Raw genomic sequence first — 20319 nt, forward strand, 5'->3', positions numbered from 1 at the left:
AAATTTTTTCGACGAACACCCTATTGTACACTATTGAACAATTGATTAGTAGGTATATAAGTTAAGTGTTTGTAAAATAGGTTGTTACAATTTCTGGCACCTTTTCTGTCACATAATCAATCGAAAATTGAAACCTTTGCACCATGCTTACATCATTCAAACTTTTTATACGATCATTTAGGAGGAATAAACTATTCTCTGTCATCAATATCCTGGGATTGACTGTAGGCTTTTTTGCCTCCATATTGATCTATTTGTATGTTCAGAATGAACTCAGTTATGACCAATTTCATGAGAATGGTGAGCAAATTTATCGGGTGAACCAAACATTTATTTGGGGAGAAGACAACCCCAATCAATTTGCAAGTACAGGGCCTGGTGTTGGATATGCGATCTCTGAGGAAATACCTGAAGCAAGGCAAATTGTTAGGATACACACTCCGGAAATGATGCCTGTTCGTTTCAAAGATAAGGACGAGGAAAAATTTTTTAATGATGAGTATGTGTTGGCAGCAGACTCAAACTTCTTTGAGGTGTTTACCTACCCATTGTTAAAAGGAGACAAGTATACGGTCCTGGATAAACCAAACTCAATGGTGCTTACAGAAAAGGTAGCTAAGAGATACTTTGGCAATGAAGATCCGGTTGGTAAGCTTATAGATTTAGCAGGTGGACCTATACGACAAACTTTTGTAGTGACCGGTGTTGTAGCTGACAAAAATCAGAATTCCTATATCGATTTTGATATTTTAATCTCACTAAACAGCATTGATCGAGTGAAAAGGAGTAATTGGAGTTGGATGTGGACGACTTTCGAAACGTTTATTCTTCTAGAAAAAGGCACAGACCCTGATCAAGTTCGAGCTAAGCTCAATCATCTACCTGAAAAACACGCGATTGAAACCCTGGAGGTAATGGGGTATACCTATGAAGAATATATTGCTGCTGGTAAGGAGTGGAATTTGTATCTACAGCCTTTTCAGGATATCCACCTGCATTCATCCAATATTTATAGTCGATTAAGCGAAGTTGGAGATTTTAAAATAGTTGCTGCCTTGATCGGGTCTGCATTTTTTTTGGTTATCCTATCATGTATTAATTTCATAAACCTGAGTACAGCGCAGTTTACAACCAGAGCAAAGGATGTAGCTCTTAGAAAAGTATTAGGTGGGAGTAAGTCAGCATTCATCAAAAGGTTTTTTGGTGAATCGCTTGCCTATTGTTTGATAGCCATTTTTGTGGCACTAGCTGTTTTATTTTACACGATTCCATTTATCAATCAGGCGATGGGAACTGATCTTTCTCTTTCTTTAATGAAAGAACCGGTTCTTATTGTATTTGTATTTGCACTGGTTTTATTGGTTAGTGCGGTCGCTGGATTATATCCTTTTATATTCTTCAATTCCTTTAATCCTACATCAGCTATGAAAGGGGAGATGCGTTCAGGCAAGAGAGGGTTGAGATTGAGAAACGGGATGTTGGTTACGCAATATGTACTTTCCTTTCTTTTAATTATCGGAACTATCACGATATATAAGCAACTCAATCACTTCATGAATGCGGATATGGGTTTCAGCAAGGACAATCTAATGATTGTTGAAAACGCACACTGGTCAGGATCGCAAGAAGAGCTAGCTGATGAGATTGCAAATCTAGATGGTGTTACAGGAACTGCTGTTTGTGATGCAACTCCTATGATTGTATATAATGGTGATCGCTTTATGCCTGACAAGCCTGAGGGTGGATCATTGCCATTGAATTATGTGCTCGGAGATGATGATTACATAAAATTGCTGGAAATTGAAATGGCAGTAGGGCGCAGCTTTGATCCTTCTTTTTCTGATGATGTAAATGGAATTGTTATTAATGAAACAGCTGCACGAACCATTGGCTGGGCTGTGAATGAAGATATCTTAAATCGAAAAATCACCAACTGGAGTGGTACCTATCATATCATTGGAGTGGCAAAAGATTTTAATTTTCTATCGCTACATTCTCCAATAGAACCTTTTGCTATTTTCCACTCAAATTCTAATGCGCAAGGAGAGAGACCTTTAACCCGAATAATGGTTAAATCTCATTCTACCGAAGCTGACTTTAAACAGTTGCTTACATCGATTGAAGAAAAGTGGAATGAGTTTGCTCCTGGAAGACCGTTTGAACACTTGATATTAAGTGATCATTTCGAGCGAACGTATCAAACTGAGGAGCGCTTTGGAAGTGTGCTGTCCTTCTTTGCTTTGCTCACAATTATAATAGCGTCACTTGGATTATTCGGCATAGTTGTGTTTACCATAGAACAAAAGCTTAAAGAAATAGGAGTGCGGAAAGTGCTGGGCGCTTCTATTAGTAGTATAGTAGTACTTTTTTCCAGGAGCTACGTGAAACTGCTAATAGTTGCATTTTGTATAGCTGCTCCGTTTGGCTACTACTTTATGAATATTTGGCTATCTGATTTTGAATACAAGATCAATATGAGCGCAGGAATATTCTTGATGGCACTGGGAATCCTCCTGATAATCTCTTTGGTCATCTGCATTGTTCAGACCGCTAAAGCTTCACTTATGAATCCCTCAGAAGTACTTAAAGATGAATGATTATTGTTCATTCAACACTTTGAGAGCACCTTTAATGTGAGGTTCTGATTGAAATTCAGCTCGGAAGGTATGAATAATGATACCTTCCTTATTCACAACAAAAGTGGCTCTTCCGGGTAGAAGGCCAAGAATAGATGACACCTTAAATGCCTTTTGAGCTTCCTTTTTAGGATCACTCAGCAATTTAAATGGCAACTCTCGTCGATTAGCTACTTTTTTGTGTGACTCAGGGCTGTCCTTGCTTATTCCTATTACCTCGGCACCCGCAGCTTTAAAGTCTTCATAGTTATCGCGAAAACTGCAAGCCTGTTGTGTACAAACGCGAGTATTATCCTTGGGATAAAAGTAAATAACCAAAGGCTGTTTGCCTTTATAATCATGAAATGAAACCATTTTTCCATCCTGATCCTCGAGGGTAAGATCCGGAATTAGTTCACCTTTTTGAAGCATGCTTTCTAAATCTCATAAGTAAAAGTGGAAGTATGGTCAAATCGATAAGTAATGCAATTAAAAGTGAAAGACAAACGAAGAGCCCAAGGTAAAAGGTTGCACCAAAGTTTGAAAAAAGATAAAGAGCAAAGCCTGCAATCATGATAATTGTAGTAATCAACATCGCACTCCCTGCATGCTTAAAAGTGTTTTCCATCCTTAAATGTGGGTCACCCTCTTTATTTTTCAGGTAATAGCTCATCATGTGAATGGTATCATCCACGGCTATCCCAAAAGCAATGGTAAATATGATGGCGGTGGTCATTTTCAATGATATGCCCAGCCAGCCCAATATTCCTGCAATAAGAATAAGTGGGATCAAATTAGGTATCAGACTAATAATCATAAGCTTCCAAGATCTAAAATATAAACCCAAAATCAAGCCAATAATGCCAACGGCAGTGACCAGACCTTTAAGCAAGTTGATGGAAAGCAATTCATGACTTTTGTCAATTAGGAAGGTTGTGCCTGTTATTCGATAGTTGATTAAATCCTTATTAATTGTATCATCCAGATAAGAAAGAAGCTTTTTATTTCTAAGATCTGTCTCATGAGAACCTAACTCAGGAAAGAAACCAATTAGTCTGGCCACTTTTCCATCTTCCGTTACCAGCTTATCCAGGCGCTTAGGATCAATTCTGTTTTTTAGTCGAATGTTTCGTTTGTATTGATTTTGTTGAGTGGGGTATTGAAAGTTTTCATTCAGGCCACCATTTTGCACCATATTAAGGTACTTTATGATTGTGGCTGGCGACTGAACCTTGGCAATCGGGTATTGATTGAGTAAATAATCTTCAATTTTCACAATCTCATCCATTACTTGCTTGTTCCAAATTGTAAGTGACGTATCAGCTACTTCCACACGCACCTCATAGGGTTTAGACCCTCCCAGCTGTTCATCTGCATATTCAAAATCGCGTCTAACCTGCGAATCTTTTGGGAGGTCATCAAGTAAAAAGGAGTTGATTTTCAATTGGCTTATACCGGGTATAAGTATAGCTGCCAATATGATTACACTTATAGATATTTTACCCTTATTGCTGATAAGTATTGGCAGCCAGGAACGAGGGATTTCTATTAAAGATTTCTCTGTGGAATAGGAGGTTACGGATGCTACAAGCAGCCCAAAAGTGAACGTAACTATAAAAGCGAAAAGGATTCCAACAGCAGCGAGTACACCCAGGATTTGCACAGGTTCAGTAGTGATCCAAATCAAACTAAGAAACCCAATAGCGGTAGTTACTGATGTTAGAAGTGTGGGAATCCAGACAATGCTGAGTGCCTGCTTAAGTTTATCCGCTTTTTGATTGGCCTCTGTTTTCTTTAGTGCATTCATTAAATGAACAGCATCAGACATGGAAACAAAGAAGAGAATAGGAGGGAGTAAGGAACTTAGCAGATTGATTTTGACACCAACCATGCCAACCAATCCAAATAGCCAGACGATAGAAAGTAAGCTAATGAGAAATGGAAGTAAAGCAGACTTGAAATTTCTAAAAATCAATAAAAGCAGAGCGAAACTTAAAATAAGAGATCCTATAAGAAACTTACCAAAATCATTCTGAATATATGAGATGAACACTCCCGCAGCACTGAGTTTGCCTACTAATCTGATTTTGGGGATTTCATATATCTGAGCTTTTAAACGTATGGCGTCCAGCAACCGCTCACTTCGCTTTTGATCATTGAAATGTGCATGGTTCAAATAGATACTAAGCGCATCACGATTTGAACTAAAGGCTGCCTTGTAAAATGGATTGCCAAATATCCGAAGGCTATCCTGCTTCATCTGATACTCAGATGGAGAATCCGTATGCATTAGCGGAAAAATTACAAGCCCTGTTGGCGACTTAATTACGTGTTGCAATGAAAGCGGTGAATAGACGTTTTTTACATCCGGAATATTGTTGAGTGATTTTTCAAATTTTGCGGCATTGGCCAGATAGGATTCATTAAATATCCCTCCATCATTTTCGATGATTATATGCAGGTAATCATTGTCGTACCCAAACTGCTCTACATGCTTCTGGTATGCTCTACTATCTGGATGATTATTTGGGAAAAACTTCTCAAATTCGAAATCAAAAGCCAGATATTGGAGGTGCCAGCCCAAAACGGCTGTAATGACAACCAATAAACTGGTCATTATCACCTTTCCCTTTAGGGTTATCAACCGCTCGACATATTTATCTAATCGTGGGTTCAGGGTTTGTTCGTTTAAAAGTTAATTTTGTTACCAAACTACGAACAGAATGCAACAATACCTGAACCTAATGCAACATATCCTGGACAATGGTACCCAAAAGGGTGACAGGACAGGAACTGGGACAAAAAGTGTCTTTGGGTATCAGATGCGTTTTGATCTAAGCGAAGGGTTTCCATGCGTGACAACCAAAAAACTTCACTTGCGATCAATCATACATGAATTGCTTTGGTTTTTACAGGGTGATCAAAACATCAAGTACTTAAAAGAAAACGGTGTAAGGATATGGGATGAATGGGCAGATGAAGAGGGAAATCTCGGTCCTGTTTACGGTGTTCAATGGAGAAGCTGGGAAACACCGGATGGTCGAAAAATTGATCAGATTAAAAACCTGATTCATAACATTAAAACAAATCCAAACAGCAGAAGACACATTGTAAGTGCGTGGAATGTCGCAGATGTTGATAATATGGCCTTGCCGCCATGTCACACACTTTTCCAGTTTTATGTGGCTGATGGAAAGCTGAGCTGTCAGTTGTACCAGCGTAGTGCGGATGTTTTTCTAGGCGTCCCTTTCAATATCGCATCTTATGCTCTGTTTACCATGATGATTGCGCAGGTGTGTGATTTACAGCCTGGAGATTTTGTTCACACGTTTGGGGATGCACACTTGTATTCCAATCATATGGAACAAGCGCATTTACAACTTACCAGGGAACCAAGAGAACTACCAACAATGAAGATTAATCCAGGTGTTAAGGACATTTTCGGATTTAAGTATGAGGATTTTGAGTTGATGAATTATGATCCACACCCACACATAAAGGGTGCGGTCGCAGTGTAACATTTTTGCTCCATAGATAGTCAACTAATCAATTAGTAATTCATGGCAGAAAGCAGCGGAATATTTGATATGATCGGACCTGTTATGATCGGGCCTTCAAGCTCGCATACAGCAGGGGTGGTGCGTATAGGCAGGGTTACAAATAAGATATTGGGAGGTGTACCTGAGCACGCAGATATCATCTTCTATAACTCATTTGCCAGAACCTATGAAGGGCATGGTAGCAATCGTGCTATACTAGCCGGCTTAATGGATTATCGGACAGATGATAAACGAATTAAAAATGCGCTGGATCTAACAGAAGAAGTAGGTCTTACCTATAAGTTTCGTTCAATTGGAAGCGCCTCAACCTTTCATCCAAACTCGGTGCGTGTAACTGCCAGAAAAGGAGATAAATCGGTAGAGGTTTTGGGTGAAAGCAGAGGAGGAGGCGTAATCAGGATAAAAGAAGTAAACGGGTTCGATTCCAACTTCACTGCGAGTCTGCACACGATGATAATAGAAGCAGATGATGTGAAAGGCAGTATCGCATTTTTTGCAGAGGTATTGTCACAGGACGAATGCAACATTGCGACTATGACGGTCTCCCGAAAAGGTAGAAATGATCTTGCTTGTTTGATACTGGAAACCGACTCAGGAATTGACGATATAACCCTACAATATTTAAAGAAAAGGAAATGGGTGCATAAGGTCATCTACATACCGGATATTGATAAATAACATGATGAAAAAACTAGGACTAATCACAACATTGGCAGTCATATGCTCAGTTGCATTTGGTCAGGAAAAGCGCGTGCTTACCCTGCAAGAATGCATCGAAATAGCTGTTGATAACAATCTGAATGTGAAGCGAAGTGAACTTAATCTGCAAACAGCAGAAGTAAATCTAATGCAATCACAGGCGAGCAGGTATCCTTCACTTAACGCGAATGGTAATTATGGCTATAACTGGGGTAGGGGGATTGACCCTACAACTAACCAGTTTATTGATCAAAGAATCAATTTTAACAGTGTTGGTGCCTCCACTAACATTCCAGTCATTCAGGGACTTCAGGTCACCAATAGCATCCGACAGGATAAGCTGAACACACAGGCGTCCAGAAAGGATCTGGAAAAGGCTGAAAATGATATTTCTTTGAATACAGCCAACTTTTATCTGAATGTGATTTTCAATAAGGAATTGCTGGATAATGCTCAATTTCAGTTGGAATCAAGCCAGCAGCAACTTGATCGAACAAAAAAACTGGTTGCTTCAGGCGCATTGCCGCTTTCTAATGAATTACAACTCGAAAGCCAGGTAGCTACCAATGAAGTAAATCTTATAAACGCACAGAACAACCTGGATTTAGCTCTGTTGTCGCTGAAACAGGCACTCTTACTTCCTCCAGGGCAGGAAATAGACGTTATAATTCCTGATATTACGATTGATCAGGCTGAAATAGAAAATAGCAGCATCATCGATCTTTATAATCAGGCACTAGCGAATATGCCGGAGATTCAAAGCGCTAAACTTAGAGTAGAAAGCAGTGAAGTAGGAGTGGAGGTTGCAAAAGGCGGAATGTATCCTTCTCTAAGCGTTTCCGGGCGAATGGACACCCGCTATTCGGATGCATCACAGCAGTTTGTACCAACAACTGACCCTGTAACTGTTCAGGTTCCTACAGATTTGGTTACGGAAAATGGTGATGAGATTTTCTTACAGCAAGAAATCGCAGATGGAAACTTTGAAACCGTATCGATATCTAATCAATATGATAACAATTTCAGCAGAAGTTTGACACTCAATTTGAGCATACCTATATTCAATGGTTTTAATACACGAGGACAAATCCAACGATCAAAGATTGCCTTTCAGCAAGCCAAGATCAATGAAAAAGAACAACAAAATATTTTGTATCAAACGATTGAATCGTCATACAGAAACGCTGTAGCTGCCGCAAAAACCTATTCCGCGTCGCAAAAGCAGGTGGCTTCATTGGAAGAAACTTTCAGGGCAGTAGAAAATCAATACAACAACGGAGCAGCAAACTTTACAGATTATCAGGTCGCTTCCAACAATTTATTTCAGGCAAGAACTGATCTCTCAAGAGCTAAGTACGACTTTGTTTTCAAACAAAAAGTGCTTGAATTCTATCAGGGCAAACCATTAACATTCTAAAAAACGGATCTCCAATTATTTACAAGAAAAATCATGGCTAAGAAGAAAAAATCAAGCAACAAAATTTTATACATACTCGGAGGGGTTGTAGTGGTATTGGTGCTGTTTGCTATTGTTGGCAAGTCACAGGGCTGGGTAGGACAAAAGAAGAAGATTGAGGTCGAAATTGCCAAAGCAGAAAAAAATACTATTATAGAAAAAGTGAGTGCTTCAGGGCAGGTGCAGCCAGTGGTTGAAGTTCAGTTAAGTCCTGAGGTATCTGGAGAGATCATCAAACTTGATGTGGAAGAAGGAGACTCAGTTAGCAAAGGAGACTTTTTACTACGAATCAGACCTGATAATTTCCAATCGGCACTGGATCAAATGGTAGCCGGTTTGAATCAACAAAAAGCTAACCTGGCTCAAGCTAAAGCAGCACGAGCCAGGGCCGCCGCTAATTTCAAGCGTGCAGAGCAGGACTACAACCGACAAAAGAAACTGTATGAAGAAAAAGTGATTTCTGAAGCTGACTTTCAGTTGGCTGAAGCAAATTACGAAATCGCGGAGCAAGACTATGAATCTGCCAAGGAAAGCGTAAATGCCGCAGAATACAGTCTTACCAGCGCAGAAGCGAGAGTTTCTGATGCAAGAGAGAACCTTAGGCTTACTAGTTTAACTGCGCCAATGAGCGGGATTGTTTCTAAGCTCCCTGTTGAACTTGGTGAGACGGTTCTTGGGACGTCTCAGTTTCAGGGTACGGAGGTCATGCGTATCGCTGATCTATCCAAAATGGAAGTAAAAGTGGATGTGAATGAAAATGACATCATCCGTATTTCTGTAGGTGATACTGCAATCATTGATGTCGATTCATATTCATACATGGATAAGACCTTCAAGGGAGTGGTGACGCACATAGCCAATACCGCAAATGATAAAATATCTGCAGATGCTGTTACCGAATTTGAGGTTCGGATTCAAATACTAAATAGCTCATATCAGGATTTAGTGCGAGAGGAAGGGATAAGGTATCCTTTTAGACCCGGGATGACAGCAAGCGTTGATATTATTACAGAAGTGAAAAAAGATATTCTAACTGTACCTCTTGCATCTGTGACCACACGTTCTGATGAGGAAAAAGAAGATGATGGTGACGAGGATTCTGCTGCCGATAAACTGGTAGACGAAGAAGTGAAAGAAGTTGTGTTTGTTGTTTCGGAAGGAAAGGCAGTTAAAACAGAAGTAAAAACGGGTATAAGTGACTTTGATCGAATCGAAATCATATCTGGAGTTGATGAAGGAACAGATGTAGTTTCTGGTCCATTTTTGGCGGTTTCGAAGAGGCTAAAAGATGGAGACGATGTGGAAGAGAAAAAAGATGACAAATCTAAACGAGGAAAAGACTCAGAATAAACTGAACATTTCAGCTTTTCGAGTAAGGGATTTGATCTTTTGTGTTGCTAATAGCTAAGAACAGGCGTATATTAGATTTCTGTTCTATTAACACGGAAAATATGAAAAAAGTACTTTGTCTATTAGCAGCATCTATGATTCTCTTGTCCTGTGGTAAGGATGATGGACCTGTAATTACGCATGAAATGGGAAGTTGGGATTTAGATAGTTTCATCTTGACAAACCTCCCGGCTGAATATTCAAACAATGAAGGTCGGATTTTTCTTGTCAACCAAATTTCTTTTGGCGGCCTGGTTTTTGAATCTTATGAAATTACATTCAACTCTGATTTGACGTATGAGAGAAGTGTAGGAGTGCCAGGGCCTGATATCAAAGACAATGGAACGTGGGAGTTAGATGGTGATGACTTGATCCTAATGTCTGAGGATGCTGATCAGGAGGAAGAGTATAGGGTAGAGCAAAATGAGGATGACCAGCTCTGGTGGAGTATAGAATCTCAATTTTCGCTAGTAAAAGACGCAATAGCCGATACCATTACGCAAGAGTATATTGACACGCTAACAGATGAAGAGTTCTTTGATCTTTTCGATGCAGTAAGTGTAGATCTTGTATACGCATTTGAAAGACAATAATAGATACTAGTGGTGCATACAAGGAGTATATCCTTTTTTTTAACACTGCTCATATCCACAATTACACTTTCTCAGAGGGTTATCAACGGGAAGGTTAATGACGCCAATGGAGAAGCCCTCATAGGAGTAACGGTTTTCAATGAAAATACAGAAAATGGAGCTGTCACTGATATAGATGGCAACTTTTCTATTGCTGCAAATCAATCCGATGTTTTAATTATTCGTATGCTGGGCATGAAAACTCAGCGAATAACTGTTGGACAACAATCATCTATTGATGTTACTTTAGTTGAGGATATTCTTATTACAGATGAAGTTGTCATAACAGGCTTTCAAGAGGTCGACCGCAAGCTTTTCACTGGTGCTTCTGAAAGTTTAAAAATGGATGACATCCGTCCACAGGGAATGGTGGATGCCAGTAGAGTATTGGAAGGTCAGGTAGCTGGCGTCAATGTGGACAATGTATCAGGTACTTTTGGCACCTCAGCCAGGATTCGAATAAGGGGAAATGCATCCATAAATGGAAATAACCAACCACTGTTCGTTGTTGATGGTGTAATACTGGAAGACCTTTCCAATATTGATACCGATGATTTGATTTCTGGTAATGCCAATACCCTGGTAAGCTCCTCCATCGCCAATCTAAATCCCAACGACATTGAAACGTTTCAGGTATTAAAAGATGCCTCGGCAACCGCTATCTATGGAGCACGTGCTGCCAATGGTGTGATCGTCATTACAACTAAAAAAGGAAAGAGCGGAAGATTACGCGTAAACTATAATGGAAACTACTCGGTAAAACTAAGACCAACTTATAATCAGTTTGACTTACTCAATTCGGCAGAAGAGCTATCTGTCTATCGGGAATTGAGCAGGAAAGGAATTGTAGACATCAGCTCGTCGGTACGTGCCAGGAATTACGGAGCGCTTGGTAAGATGTACACGCTTATCGCCAACCACGAATTAAACTGGGGGCCGGGAGGTGGACTTAATGAAACATTCCTCAACCAGTATGAAAATGCCAACACGGATTGGTTTGATGTCTTATTCAGAGATTTTGGATTGCAGCAACAGCATTCGCTGAGCTTCATGGCTGGAAGTGAAAAATCCAACAGTTATTATTCCATAAGCTATCTGCATGATCAGGGTCAAACACTTGCAGATCAGGTTAAGAGATTTACCGGAACCGCCAGAAATACCTACTTTATTTCAGACCAGTTCATATTTGGGTTGAAACTTGGAGCCAGCTACAGGGACCAAACTGCACCCGGGACTAGAAACAGAGAATTAGACCCAATAACAGGTCAGTTTAACCGTGATTTTGACATTAACCCATACAGTTACAGCCTGAACACCGCAAGGTCAATTCGACCATTTGACGAAAATGGGAATCGCGAGTTCTTCAGAAGAAACTTTGCTCCGTTCAATATTCTACACGAGCTGGAAAACAATTTTATTGATATACGAGTACTGGATGTATCCGCTCAAACGGATTTTGAATTTACTCCTCGAGATAATATTTCGCTGAAGGGCGTACTTCAGGTACGATATGCTAATACCGAAAGAGATCATACAATCACCGAAAACTCTAATCAGGCTGAAGCCTTTCGGGCAAATGGAACACAGTTTATCCAACAGTCGAATAACCTGCTGTTTAATGATCCGGATAATCCGGGCCTGAACCCGGTCGTTGTGCTTCCGCAAGGAGGATTTAAATACTTTGATCGTAGCGACTTGCTTAACTTCTTTAGTCGAGTGAGTGGCACCTGGTCCAAAACATATAATGAAGTGCATGAAGTCAATGCCCTGGCTGGACAGGAGCTACGATTGACAAATAGGACAGAGTCATCAGCGACAGGTTTAGGAGTTGTGTATGAAAGTGGTGGAGTAGTGGTAACTGATCCAAACATCATTGAGTTTTTCAATCTTCAAAACATCGATTACTTCAGTCTTGATCAGGAAAAAGACCGATTTATAGGTTGGTTTTTGAATGGAGGTTATGCTTACAACTCTAAATATGTAGCCAATTTCACTTTCAGATATGACGGATCAAATCAGCTTGGAAAAAGTCAGGAAGCCCGCTTCTTACCAACATGGAATGTGAGTGGGGCCTGGAATATGTACAATGAATCGTTCATGGATCAGGTTCCGTTTATTTCTGATGTTCGCATTAGAGGTACTTATGGAATATCAGGAAACCTTCCACCACAAGCAAGCGCAAGGCTTAATCTGCAGTCTGACGTCACTATCCGTCCAACGGACGTAGAACCATACTTGTTCATAGCTGCATTGACGAACGAAGACCTTACGTGGGAAAAGTTAAAAGAATTTAATGTAGGGGTTGATTTTGCTCTGTTTGACCGAAAGATTGATGTGACTTTTGATCATTACATTCGAAATTCCTTTGACCTGATAGGAATAGTTCAAACCAGTGGTATTGGAGGTCAGGGGTTAAAAGTTGGCAACTTCGCAGATATGGAAATCATCGGTTATGAGTTTTCCATAAACACAACCAACTATGAGCGAAATAACTTTACCTGGAGGTCAAATATCAATATGGGCTATAGCAGGGATCGCATTACGAAACTAGACTTTGGTCCCAGGTATGTTGATGCGGTTGGCCAAAATGGAGCTGCCGTTTTAGGTAGACCAAGGAGGTCATTATACTCAGCCAATTTCTCTGGATTAAATGATGAAGGGGTTCCTACATTTATTGATGGAAATGGTGAACAGGTACTACAGTTTGATTTGCAGAGCCGAGAAGGAATAGAAGACGCCCTGGTATTCGAAGGTTCAACTGAGCCTCGTGCTTCAGGTGGGTTTAGTAACATTGTTTCTTATAAAGGCTTCAGCCTCAATGTATTACTATCCTTCAAATGGGGGTATAAGATCAGACTGAATGATGCTTTTTTTGAAACATATACTGATTTTGATGCACTCCCTGGTCAGCTTGTTGACAGATGGGCCGTTCCTGGTGATGAGGAACTCACAAACATTCCAACGATTGTTGATCGAAATGTAGCACAGGCAGACGGTAACATTGTTTTGGCTTATCGCTTATATAATAAAAGCACAGAACGTGTTGCAAGTGGAGATTATATCCGTTTGAAAACGGTGAGATTAAGCTATCAGTTGCCTACTGTAATGATCAATAAAGTAGGATTTGACAATGCAAATATTTCGCTCGAAGCACAAAATCTGGCTTTGATCTATTCAGATAGAGAAAATCTTAGAGGACAGGATCCGGAGTTTTTTAGTACTGGAGGTGTTTCATTGCCTCAACCAAAATTGATCACTTTTTCACTGAACGTTGGTTTTTAGAATGAAGGACCTCAAAACCATATTAAGATTTAAAAAGATAGGGATTGTATTGCTGCTTCTCAGTTCATGCAATGCGTTTTTGGATGAAGATCCTGATAACCGGGTTACGTTGGACAACCTTGATAAAGCTGCCCAATTGCTTACTAATGCATACTCGATTGCGAGTCCAAACTTCACCGATTGGATGACCGACAATGTACAGTTCACTCAAGGAACGAACAAAAGACTCAGCCACCAGCAGATGTACAGCTGGCAGGATGTGACCACTGGGCCAACAGAGCAAGACACACCTAACTTCTACTGGTTTCAGACCTATTCAGCAATTTCACATGCAAACGAAGTATTGGCCATATTAGACGACCTTCCGGTAATGGAAGGCGAGGATCAAGCCAGGAAAGATGCCATAGAAGCAGAGGCACTACTCACTCGAGCCTATGGTCATTTTATGTTAGTAAACATGTTTGGGCAACATTTTGGTGAGTCCGGTGATGGCGTACCATACATTAAAGAGCCTGAAACAACATTCCTGGGTACCTATGAGCGAAAATCTGTTCGCAGGGTTTACGATGATATAGAAGATGACTTGTTGGATGGATTAGAGAAAGTGGATGATAGCTTTTATAGCAATTCTGGTAAGTACCATTTCAACAGAAATGCTGCTTTAGCATTTGCTTCCAGGTTCTACCTCTTCAAAAGAGATTTTGTGCGATGCAAACAATATAGTGATGAGCTATTAGGCTCAAACCCCGGAGCTTTTGTAAGAGACTTGACTTCACAGCAATTCCAGCTGGCTAGTTCTTCTGTCACAGAATATCCCAGACAGTATACTTCACCAGAGCTGGCGGCAAACCTGCTGTTAATAAGAAAAATTTCACTGACTCAACGTCCGGACTTTGCTTATGGACCTGAATCTAATTTTTACAGTGCGCTTTTTGGCACATCTATTTTTGGCGGGTTAACGGATGAAAGGGAAAATCCGGCTTTTGTAAAAGGGTTGAACGCGGTTTTTCCTGCCAGGTATGAGAGTTTGTTTGAAAGAAGTAGCTTGAATTCATCAGTTGGATTTCCATACTACATCCATATGGCTTTTACGGGTGAAGAGGTGTTGCTTAATAGGGCAGAAGCAAATGCATTCTTAGGAAATCTGGATGAATCCATCGCTGACCTGCAGGTGCTTAGTGAAAAAAGGTTCAGTGGCGGCACACCAACCGTTACTCTTCAAGATTTACGAGACTTCTATAATGATACGGATGATGTCAATAACGTACTCTCATACATCATTTTCTTGGAACGTAGAAAAGAGTTCATCATGCAGGGTTTGCGTTGGTTTGATATCAAACGCTATTTTCTCCCGGTCGTTCATGACCTTGAAGATGGCTCCACTATTCTTTTAGAAGGTGATGATTTGAGAAAAGCACTTCAGATTCCAACATCTGCCATTGAAGTGGGAGGTTTAGAACCAAATCCTAGATAGTTATGAGAAAAAGGACAACCTATCAGCATAGGAGCTTAAGTTTTATATTAATGATAGGCTTATTGATAGGGTGCTACCCATCAGAGGAATTAAATGTGCCTGTCAAAGATCCGGAAATCGAACTTGAGTCAGATTTGGACATATATATAGAAGAGAATTTCACTCAAGAGTACGGCATGGCCATCAGGTACAAATTTGTAGACAATTATGTGCAACCTGATCAACGTGTTTCACCGCCAAGGCTTGAGGTGGTACGGCCCATGCTGGATTTTATTGAAGAATATTGGATCAATCCCTACAAAGAGGTAGAGAATGGAGAGCACTTCTTCAGGAATCACGTTCCGGCAGAGATTGTATTTCTGGGTGGCCTTATTTTCAATAACGACGGAACTGTCACGTTGGGAACTGCTGATGCGGGTGCTCAAATTACGTTTACCAATGTAAATGCTATTGATGTGGATGATGAAGACTGGCTGGCATTGCAGCTTCAAACAGTTTATCATGAGTTTGCCCACACCGTTCATCAGCGATACAAACTCCCAAATGCGTTTGAGACGATTGCTCCTGCTGGATATACAGGGCCGGGTTCGTGGTTTGTATTAACTGATGAAGAGGCACTACAACGCGGATTTGTCACGCCATATTCCACAAGTTCGCCCAATGAAGATTTTGCAGAGGTTGTTGCATTGTATCTATATGATCCGGATTTCCATGAAAATTTCATTGAACAGGAAAGTAATTGTGAAACGGATGACTGTGTAAGTAGAAATGAAGGAAAGATGAAGATTGCAGAAAAGTTATCAGCAATTTCTGATCATTATCAAAACGTAACTGGCGTTAGCCTTGAAGGTTTAAGGCAGGCTATTCAAAGTAGGCTATGAAGTCATACAAACATATCGTCAGTCTAATTTTCCTTGTTATTACAATTGCTAGTTGTGTCAACGATGATAAAGCTAACCTGCCATCTGTAGAAGATCGAATTGATGAAGCTGTTGGTGAGTTGAGGGAATCTTTACTCGCTCCTGCCGATGGGTGGAGGCTGGATTATCGCCCAACCAATCAGACGGGGGCATTTCTGATTTTACTTAATTTCAACGATGATGGAACAGTAAGAGTCCAGTCAGATGTTTCCGCAAACAATGGTGAGTTCAGGGATCATGTTATTGCTTATCGAATTGATAGCTCACAGGGCTTAGAACTAATAATGGAGACCTATGGAGTTTTTCATTACCTGTTTGAACTGCAGCGTGCATCATTTGGTGGAGAGTTTGAGTTTGTGTTTGAAGGAGAAGAGGGGGAAAACTTGATTTTCAGTAGCAAAACAGATCCATCATCTGATGTGACAGAGCTACTATTTGTTCCAGCTTCTACTAGCGATGCTTCTCAAATTTCAACAGAAGCTACAAGTACGCTAAGTAAGGGACATTTTCAAACAGAGAACCTGGGTGGAATTGGAAATTTTGGAACATTTAATTTTCACCTTCAGGATCAGGATTATTTACTCTCTGCAATATTTGATTTGGAAACAAGGAACATGAAAATTCTGGGAATAGCAGAAGGAGGTGATATGTCAGCCGTGGTGGCTAATGACAACATAGTAGATATTGGTGCAGAATCGACCTTTAGTTTAAGAAGTGAAAAAGTTGTTCTCGACCAATCAATCACAGCAACGCTAAATGGAAACTCAATTGAGATCAAAGAAATCCCTGTATCGAACGCCTCCATGTTTGTTGATAGTTTTTGTGACGGACAGCAGGATTCAGTGGTTAGGTTCAATGCCTCATCCGGTGATTTAGGCAATTTTGAAGCAAACGGATCACTCTTCCAGGTTGCCAATGGATTCAAACCGTCAGATGATGTCTATTCTATCAACCACGTCTTTTTATATGACGAAAATGACAACTCTATAGCAGATCAAATTGAAGCGGTATTTCCTGATGTAGTAGCTTTTCAATGGTATCACGGGATTGAAATTGCCGACACTTTATTTAATGGGATTGGTTTTGTGACGGTTGACGAATTCAACAATGCGGAGTTTTTTCTACGAGGATATGATTTCACACAAACTGGAAATTTTCTTCAAATCACATTCAATGGAAACGACCTTATCACAGAGGATAATCCATCTCAGGAACAGCTCGACGGATTGTATCAATTAACTGATGAGATATATTCCGGAGGAGAGGTTTATATGCTCGAACTCCTGAACATTAACGGACTCTTTGAATTCTACAATCCCTGCAATAAATACAAGGGATTCCTCTTCTGATATTTCTCGAGAGGAGCAAAAGTTTACAACTTTTATTCGTTTTCGGTGACCGATCATCACATCTGATTTTTCATTTTCATTTCATTGTTTCAAATTGTGAGACTAAATAATTTAAAAATGAAACTCACACACATCTTATCACTATTTATTGCAGCAGCTGTATTTAGCTGCAGTGCACCAGGAAGTATGGAGAAAAAGGAATTTAAGATCGAGTATGAAAAATTTACACTCGATAATGGTCTTGAAGTAGTCTTACATGAAGATCATTCAGATCCTATTGTAGCGGTCGCTACCTTAATGCATGTAGGATCAAATAGAGAAAAGCCCGGAAGAACTGGCTTTGCTCACTTTTTTGAACACATGTCTTTCAATGATTCGGAAAACGTACCACGGGGAGCAAACAGAAAATTAATACCGGAGTGGGGTGGAAGTAGAAACGGTGGAACATGGTCTGATGGAACCATTTACTATGAGGTAGTACCAAAAGATGCCTTTGATAAAATTTTGTGGATCGATTCAGACCGGTTTGGTTACATGATCAACACGGTTACAGATGATGCACTTGAGGCTGAAAAGCAGGTTGTTAAAAATGAAAAACGCCAAAGAGTAGACAATGCTCCTTACGGATATACCGATGAGGTGATTCGTAAGAACCTCTACCCGGAGGGACATCCTTATAGCTGGACAGTGATTGGGTCACTTCCCGACCTTCAGGCGGCCACATTGGACGATGTAAAGGAATTCTATGAACAATATTATGGAGCTGGAAATGCCACGCTTGTAATTGCCGGAGATATTGACCCGGTTGAGACAAAAGAAAAGGTTAAGCAATGGTTTGGTGAAATACGGAAAGGTCCTGAAGTCGAAAAGCCACAGCCAATGCCGGTAACGCTTGAAAGCACAAAATCATTGTACTTTGAAGATGAGTTCGCGAAGCTTCCTGAATTGAGAATGGTGTACCCAACTGTTGAAGATTACAATGAAGACATGTATGCGCTTAATGTGCTTGGTCAGCTACTCAGTGGAAGCAAAAAAGCTCCGCTCTATCAAATCATCGTAGAGGAAAGTAAACTCGCACCAAATGTGAGTACTTACCAATTTTCTAATGAAATGGCCGGGGAGTTTATTTTCAGAGTCAGAGCGAATGCTGGCGTTGATTTGGATAGCGTTAAACTTGCCATAGAGCAGGGACTGGATAGGTTTGAGAATAATGGTATAGACGAGAACGATCTAAAGAGAATTAAGGCAGAACTGGAAACCAACCTTTATCAGGGGGTAAGCACCGTATTAAATAAAGCCTTTCAATTAGTAACCGACAATGAGTTTGGTGGAGATCCAAGCTATATAACTCAAACTGCACTTAAAACCCAGGCGGTTACATCTGATGATGTAATGCGCGTTTACAACAAATACATTAAGGGGCAGAATTTTGTAATGACAAGCTTTGTCCCAGCCGGACAAAGTGAGTTAATGGTTGATGGAGCAAAAGAAGCAGAGGTTTATATAGAAGAAATTGTGGCCAATGTAGAATCTGAAAATGTGACACGGGGTGAAGTTGCTGAATATGAAAAAACAGCTACGGAGTTTGATAGGTCTGAACCGGAATTTGGTGAATTACCGCTTCTGAAGTCTCCGGAAGTGTGGAGCAGCTATTTGGATAATGGCATGCAGGTTTTCGGAATTGAAAACAACGAACTTCCACTGGTTTACTTTGACATTACATTAAAAGGTGGTCATTATCATGATTCAATTGACAAATCAGGAGTTGCTTTTTTGCTCTCAGATTTACTTACAGAGGGGACTCAGACAAAAACGCCTGCCGAATTGGAAGAAGCTATTGGACTTTTAGGTGCTTCCATCAATGTGAATGCAGGTCGTGAGGAGATTACGATTTCGGCATCTTGCCTGGCTAGAAACTTTGAAGAGACATTTGAGCTTGTCAAAGAAATTATTCTGGAGCCTCGATGGGATGAAAAGGAATATGACAGACTGAAACAGTCATTAATTACAAGGCTGAAAGGTAGAGAAGCAAGCCCTACCGCCATTGCTTCTACAGTATTTGATAAACTCATGTATGGAGAAGATCATATTTTGGGATACTCCACCCTGGGGACACTAGAGAGCGTAGAAAACATTTCAATGTCTGATTTGAAATCTTATTATGCAGCAAATTTTTCTCCATCAGTAGCCAGCTTTCATGTTGCGGGAAATGTGAGCCAGGATGAAGTGATGGATCAATTGGATGATTTTAATTGGGCTTCTACTGATGTTCAAATAGCGAGTTATGAAGCTCCTGAAATAGCAAATGCCGGTAATATATATTTCATTGACTTTCCAGGTGCAAAACAGTCTGTTATTTACATTGGCCAATTAGCAATTTCTGGTGTCAATTCGGAGTATAATGAAATGACGTACGCAAATGAAAAATTAGGTGGTGGTTCAAGCGGTGAGCTTTTCCAGACCCTTCGAATCGAAAAGGGATATACATATGGTGCCTATTCATTTGTTAGACAAACCACAGAGAAATCACCATTTGTGGCAACTTCAAGCGTTCGGGCCAACGCCACATTGCCATCGCTAGAGATTATGAAAAGTATGATCGCTAATTATGCTGACAACTTCACTGAAGAAGATGTAGAGGTCACAAAAAATAAGGTTTTAAAAGCTAATACCCGTGCTTTTGAGAGTCTTGGCTCTAAGCTTAACATGCTTCATGAAATAACCAAGTTTGGGAAATCTCCAAAGTATATGGAAAAAGAGCAGGAGGAGCTTACTTCAATGAAGCTAGAAGATTATAAAAAGATGATCAATAAATACATGGATGAAAGCCAGATGATATATCTGATAGTAGGGGATGGAGCTACCCAGCTGGAAGAAGTGAAAAAGTTGGGAATGGGAGATCCTATTTTACTTGATATAAATGGTGATCCTTTGACTCAATAA

General features: G+C 40.3%; 13 protein-coding genes. 11 read left to right on the plus strand and 2 right to left on the minus strand.

Annotated elements, in window-relative coordinates; all coding sequences use genetic code 11:
- Positions 1–143 precede the first annotated feature (143 nt).
- Entirely contained in the window at positions 144–2597 is a 2454-nt protein-coding gene (locus CHB71_RS04100) for an ABC transporter permease (protein WP_089355633.1), read from the plus strand.
- Here the strand turns inward: CHB71_RS04100 and CHB71_RS04105 are convergent, their stop codons facing one another.
- Both CHB71_RS04105 and CHB71_RS04110 read right to left on the minus strand, forming a co-directional pair.
- Positions 2598–3047, minus strand: a complete 450-nt coding sequence (locus CHB71_RS04105; RefSeq protein WP_089355634.1) for a peroxiredoxin — start codon at positions 3045–3047, stop codon at positions 2598–2600. It lies immediately after the preceding gene.
- Positions 3031–5259 carry an efflux RND transporter permease subunit gene (locus tag CHB71_RS04110; RefSeq protein WP_221406674.1) on the minus strand — a complete coding sequence of 743 codons (2229 nt, stop codon included), beginning with the start codon at positions 5257–5259 and terminating at the stop codon, positions 3031–3033. Before CHB71_RS04110 ends, CHB71_RS04105 begins: the two co-directional genes overlap by 17 nt.
- 79 nt (positions 5260–5338) lie before the next feature.
- Between CHB71_RS04110 and CHB71_RS04115 the strand changes: the two genes are divergently transcribed.
- The 10 genes from CHB71_RS04115 (at position 5339) to CHB71_RS04160 (ending at position 20319) form a co-directional block, all read left to right on the plus strand.
- Positions 5339–6133, plus strand: coding sequence for a thymidylate synthase (locus tag CHB71_RS04115; RefSeq protein WP_089355636.1), 795 nt, complete (start codon positions 5339–5341; stop codon positions 6131–6133).
- Positions 6134–6175: 42 nt separating this feature from the next.
- On the plus strand, positions 6176–6853 hold the full coding sequence (gene sdaAB, locus CHB71_RS04120) for an L-serine ammonia-lyase, iron-sulfur-dependent subunit beta (protein WP_089355637.1): 678 nt from the start codon (positions 6176–6178) through the stop codon (positions 6851–6853).
- Between the two features lies 1 nt (position 6854).
- A complete protein-coding gene (locus CHB71_RS04125) occupies positions 6855–8291 on the plus strand; it encodes a TolC family protein (protein ID WP_089355638.1) in 1437 nt (478 codons plus the stop codon).
- Positions 8292–8324: 33 nt separating this feature from the next.
- Entirely contained in the window at positions 8325–9680 is a 1356-nt protein-coding gene (locus CHB71_RS04130) for an efflux RND transporter periplasmic adaptor subunit (protein WP_089355639.1), read from the plus strand.
- 101 nt (positions 9681–9781) lie between these two features.
- The gene (locus CHB71_RS04135; RefSeq protein WP_089355640.1) at positions 9782–10312 is read left to right on the plus strand and encodes a DUF5004 domain-containing protein; all 531 of its coding nucleotides are present in this window, start codon (positions 9782–9784) and stop codon (positions 10310–10312) included.
- Between the two features lie 12 nt (positions 10313–10324).
- The gene (locus CHB71_RS04140) at positions 10325–13633 is read left to right on the plus strand and encodes a SusC/RagA family TonB-linked outer membrane protein (RefSeq protein ID WP_179213301.1); all 3309 of its coding nucleotides are present in this window, start codon (positions 10325–10327) and stop codon (positions 13631–13633) included.
- Position 13634: 1 nt separating this feature from the next.
- Complete coding sequence (locus CHB71_RS04145; RefSeq protein WP_089355642.1) at positions 13635–15107, plus strand: RagB/SusD family nutrient uptake outer membrane protein; 1473 nt, start codon at positions 13635–13637, stop codon at positions 15105–15107.
- A gap of 50 nt (positions 15108–15157) precedes the next feature.
- Positions 15158–15988: a substrate import-associated zinc metallohydrolase lipoprotein gene (locus CHB71_RS04150; RefSeq protein WP_221406675.1), complete on the plus strand. Its 831-nt coding sequence runs from the start codon at positions 15158–15160 to the stop codon at positions 15986–15988.
- A complete protein-coding gene (locus CHB71_RS04155; protein ID WP_089355644.1) occupies positions 15985–17376 on the plus strand; it encodes a DUF4302 domain-containing protein in 1392 nt (463 codons plus the stop codon). Before CHB71_RS04150 ends, CHB71_RS04155 begins: the two co-directional genes overlap by 4 nt.
- Before the next feature lie 117 nt (positions 17377–17493).
- On the plus strand, positions 17494–20319 hold the full coding sequence (locus CHB71_RS04160; protein WP_089355645.1) for a M16 family metallopeptidase: 2826 nt from the start codon (positions 17494–17496) through the stop codon (positions 20317–20319).

Source organism: Ekhidna lutea, assembly GCF_900188325.1.
In the GTDB taxonomy this organism is placed as follows: Bacteria; Bacteroidota; Bacteroidia; order Cytophagales; family Cyclobacteriaceae; genus Ekhidna; species Ekhidna lutea.